Source organism: Dyadobacter sp. (assembly GCF_051859145.1).
Lineage (GTDB): Bacteria > Bacteroidota > Bacteroidia > Cytophagales > Spirosomataceae > Dyadobacter.
In genome coordinates this window covers 1-4677 of sequence record NZ_JBHYGF010000339.1, presented here as the reverse complement: position 1 = coordinate 4677, position 4677 = coordinate 1, and the positions used below count along the sequence as shown (strand labels likewise).

The 4677-nt window shown below is 47.5% G+C and carries 3 protein-coding genes; all 3 read right to left on the bottom strand.

Annotated features, from left to right (window positions below):
- A partial coding sequence (locus ACTIE6_RS18200; RefSeq protein ID WP_439557997.1) for a TonB-dependent receptor domain-containing protein occupies positions 1-1872 on the bottom strand: 1872 nt, incomplete at its 3' end.
- A gap of 208 nt (positions 1873-2080) precedes the next feature.
- Positions 2081-3412, bottom strand: a complete 1332-nt coding sequence (locus tag ACTIE6_RS18195; protein ID WP_439557996.1) for a TolC family protein — start codon at positions 3410-3412, stop codon at positions 2081-2083.
- 35 nt (positions 3413-3447) lie between these two features.
- The coding region (locus tag ACTIE6_RS18190) for an efflux RND transporter permease subunit (RefSeq protein WP_439557995.1) at positions 3448-4677 on the bottom strand (1230 nt) is incomplete at its 5' end.

Below are 4677 nucleotides of genomic sequence, written 5' to 3'. Positions count from 1 at the left end.
AGAGTCTACGGAGGTAATATTCTCAACAACACCCAGCCGGTGGCGATAGTAGACGCTCGACAGCAGCGATCCTTTTTCCATATTCAACAAATGACCAGCTTCAAATGAATGCGTAAATTCAGGATTAAGCAGCGGATTCCCAGCCCTGAACACGCGGGAGTCGCTGAAATTGGAGAAGGGGAGCAAATCCCGGAAACCTGGCCGGCTTAGCCGGTAACTGTAGCTGAGTTGCAACGTTTGTGCCTCCTGCAGCTTGTACGACAGGTGCAGACTTGGGAAAAGATTGAAATACCTCCTCTGGTTGATCAATGCCGTTTTTTTAAGCTCAGTCAGAATGTCGGTGTACTCGCCACGTAAGCCGGCCTGCACAAATACCTTCCCGAACTGGTTACTCGCCATTACATAGCCCGCATGGATCTTCTCATCGTAAGCGAGTCGGTTGTCAAAGTCAGGCAAAATGATCCAGTTCATTGCCTCGTTCTGCTGATGTACCGAGAAATCATTATCCAGCTGCCTTACTGAGGTTTTTAATCCGGCTTCAATTTTTCCGTCTTTGGCAAATGGGTGAATGTAGTCAAGTTGCGCCAGGAAGTTTTTCTCGTCTTCGGTATTGAATGCGCGCTGTACAATCCGTGATGCATTATTGCTGGCAAATTCATTGTATTTAGCAGCTTCGGTTTCGTCACTCAAAATGTACTTAGCGTCAAATGATAGGCTTTGTCCCTTTCTTTCAAAGGTCTTTTTATAGCTCAATGCAGCTTCCAGGTTTTGTCGAGGCTCCGTTTCGTGCTCGTCCCTGATTACAGTTCTCGTAAGTACATTGTTAAAATCAAAATCCCGGTATTCGAGTCTCGATTTGTTGTCATTCTGTGAGTTGCGGTAGGAAACGGTACCGGTGACAGTGTTATAGTTATTGATAAAATAGTCAAGACCTACCATTACATTATTCGAGTAACCCGATCTCGTCCGGTTTGTATTTGACTCGTACACAAAACTGGTATCTGCCCCCGTGTAGGTTTGCCGGGAATTTCCACGTCCCGGACCTTCGCGGTACATTAACCCATAATTGGCAATGAAATTGACCTTTTTACGACGGTAGTTGAGGTTAAAAGAGCCACCGAAGTTGGAAGGATAGCCCGCAGTTCCGGTGAAAGATCCATTCAGACCGTAGCGGATATTCTTTTTCATTACAATATTCAAGATCCCTACTTCACCCTCTGCATCGTAGCGTGACGACGGATTTGTGATGATTTCAATGCTTTCAATCAAGTCGCCCGGTATCTGCCGCAGCGCCTCGGCAGGATTAAGCCCCACCATTCCCGACTGTTTTCCATCGATCAGTATCCGCACGTTCTGGCTACCCCGAAGTGCAACATTCCCCTCCACGTCCACCGTCACCGAAGGCATATTATTCAGAATGTCGGATGCATTGCTGCCGATGTTGCTGAGGTCTTTTCCGACATTAAAGACGCGTTTATCGAGTTGCAGGTCCATTTGGCTTTTCTCCCCCCTGACGACGAGCTCTTCCAGCTCCCTCGCATCTGAAACCATCGCAATAGAGCCGACATTTACATTGGAAGAAACAACATTGATATTAGGAACTACCTTCTCACGCAATGCGAGAAAAGTGATTTTGATGAAATAATTCCCCGGATCAGCTGAGACCGAGAAGGTACCATTTTCATCGGAAGTGCCGCCGCCGATCAGCGTAGAATCTTTGGTCCCGTAAAGCGCCACGTTTGCAAAAGGTACCGGCTTCTTATCGGCATCGATCAGCTTGCCCGTAATTGCGAAGGCGGCTGGCTCTTCCTGCGCGAGGAGCGGGGTTGAGAGCATAGTCAGCAATAAAAACGAGAGCAATGATTTTTGCATAACAGGATTTTTAATGCAGCAGCGAGATAGCCGACGCAATACGTTGAAAGAGATGAATGTTCTTAGACGGTAAAAGCTGGTGGAGGTTTAACCGAATTTTAATCCCGGCTAAATGTATCCGATAAAAAGCTGTTCCAGAGAACATTAGCATCCAGTCACCAGCCGGGGAAGCTGGCGTAAATTGGTTCGGAACGCGTATTCTGGGTAGTTATTGCAGGGTGTTGCTCAATCTTTTAAGCTCAATCTCAGCCGCTTTTGCAGCGTAGTTCAGGTTGATAAGGCGATAACCCGCGTCTTCAAAGCTTCTTTGCGCTTCGCGGACATCGATGATCGTAGCTTGTATCAGCTCAAAACGCTGCAAAGTAAGATCGAGGAGCTGTCGGCTCAAATCGTAATTCTGCTTTTGCGTTTGCAGCTGTTGCAGCGAGCTTACGTAGGTCTGGTACATTTTCACAGCGCCTGCATTATAGTCGCGCACAATTGAATTCCGCTGAATTTTCGCGCTGGATGTGTTGATTTCTGCTGCCTGCTGCTGTCTTTTGAATGCCGACCCATTGTAGATCGGTATGCTCAACGTTACTCCCGCCTGCGGACCGAGGCTGCGGTTAAGCAATGTAAATCCGGCCGCTGTCTGGTTGCGGGAATAGTTGTAGGCTGTGTTTAAACGCACAGTAGGGTAGCGTAGCGCCGCCGTTTCCCGCACAATCAGTTCATTAATCCTGATCTGGTGATCGGCCGCTTTTACATCTGCATTGGCTGTAATCCGGCCGGCTATGTCATCCAGTTTGAGGTTTGTATCAACAGTGATCGTGTCCCTGAGTGTAAGCGAAGATTTTGGGTCAAGTGTTAATATGCGAAGCAGTTCCGCCTTTGCCACCTGGGCTACCATCAGCTGGTCCAGGAAAGTTTGATTCAATGTATTTAGGTCGATTTGCGCCTGGAACAGGTCCGCATTGTTTGCCATTCCCGCTTCTTTGCGCACCTTTAAAATTTCCAGCCTTTTTTCAGAAGCCTGGATCGAAGTGCGCACTGTATTGAGGTAGCTCAGCTGGCGAACCACATCATAATAGCTCGTCATGACCAGCGCGATCGTATTCTGGATCTGTGAATTAAGCAGTTCGCTGCTCTGATATTGCAGTTCAGCGAGTCGCTTTTTTGTGGAAACGATCCTTTTTCCATTATACAGAATGATACTAGCCGAAACGTTAGCCTGGGTATTGTTACCCGCAGCCGCACTTCTGTTGATCTCGGTACCGTTGTTAAGCTTTTGATTTACCTCTGTGATTTGTTCCGTATTGGACGCATTGGCGGCTACAAGCGGCAAACCGCCAGCCACTCCGTAGTGGTTAAGTACCGTATTGACTTCCACATTATTCTTCGCGATTTCTATTTCGTAGCTGTTCTTTAAAGCTGTGGCAATCGCTTCATCCAGGGTCAGGGACAAACTGTCGGTTGCCTGAAAACAGAATGCGTTGCTTCCGCAGAACAAAAGAGAAACGAACAGGTAGGTTTTAAGATTAAAGATCGCGCGCGGGTTCATGCAAGAACAATATTGGATTTAAACAAACAGAAAAATTAATGGGTGCTTACGGACAGCTCTTCCGCCATTTTCTCTTCTTCTGTCTTTTTATGTTTTTTAGGTGATATAAACGTGTAAATCGCAGGGATAACGAACAAAGTAAGGATCAGGGAAAACATCAATCCACCCACGATCACGACACCCAGCGGAACCCGGCTTGTGGCTGCCGCACCCAGACTTAATGCAATCGGTAACGCACCAAAGGCAGTGGCAAGACTGGTCATCAGGATAGGTCGCAAGCGCTGCGTGGCAGACTCTATCGCTGCTGACATCCTGTCCATTCCCTGTTCCCGTTTCTGGTTCGCAAACTCCACGATCAGGATACCGTTTTTGGTTACCAGGCCGATCAGCATGATCATTCCGATCTGGGAGAAAATGTTGATTGTAAGTCCAAAAAGATAAAGACTGAGCAATGCACCTGCTAATGCAAGCGGCACGGTGATCATGATAATAAATGGATCTGTGAAGCTCTCAAACTGACCTGCGAGTACCAGATAAACGAGTAGTAATGCGAGTCCGAATGCAAAGCTGGTGTTGGAAGAGCTTTCTTCAAAGTCGCGTGAAGGTCCGGTGAGGGAAGTCTGGAAAGATTCGTCGAGCAGCTTGTTGCCAATCCGGCGCATTGCTTCCACGCCGTCGCCGATCGTTTTTCCTTCCACCAGGGAAGCTGAAATCGTGGCGCTTTTGTAGCGGTTATAGTGGTAGATCGTCGGCGGGCCACTTTCTTCCTGCATTTTGACTACCGCCGTCAATGGTATGTTTTCACCACGGTTATTTCTTACATACAATTTCTCGATGTCAGCCGGCCGGTTACGTTCTGATTTTTCAACCTGACCGATCACCTGGTACTGCTGCCCGTTCATGATGAAATAGGCAAGTCGGCGACCGCTGAATGCAGATTGAATGGTGGCTGCCACGTCAGTAGTTGAAAGTCCGAGATCACGTGCTTTAAGCCTGTCAATTGTTAACCTTACTTCGGGTTTATTGAATTTCAGGTTCACGTCCACATTCTGGAACGTCGGGTCCTGCCGCGCTTCGTCGAGAAACTTGGGCAGAATATCGTACAGCTTTTCAAAATCAAGATTTTGAAGTACGAACTGCACCGGCAACGATCCTCTTGATCCGATACCTACTGAAATCGTTTGTTCCTGCGTGGCGAAAATACGTGCGTCGTTGAAACGTGAAAGCTTTTTATTGATTTCTTGTGCAATATCATTCTGGCTCTT

Coding starts and splice junctions, on each gene's coding strand:
- ACTIE6_RS18195 (WP_439557996.1), bottom strand. CDS start 3,412: ATGAACCCGCGCGCGATCTTTAATCTTAAAACCTACCTGTTCGTTTCT.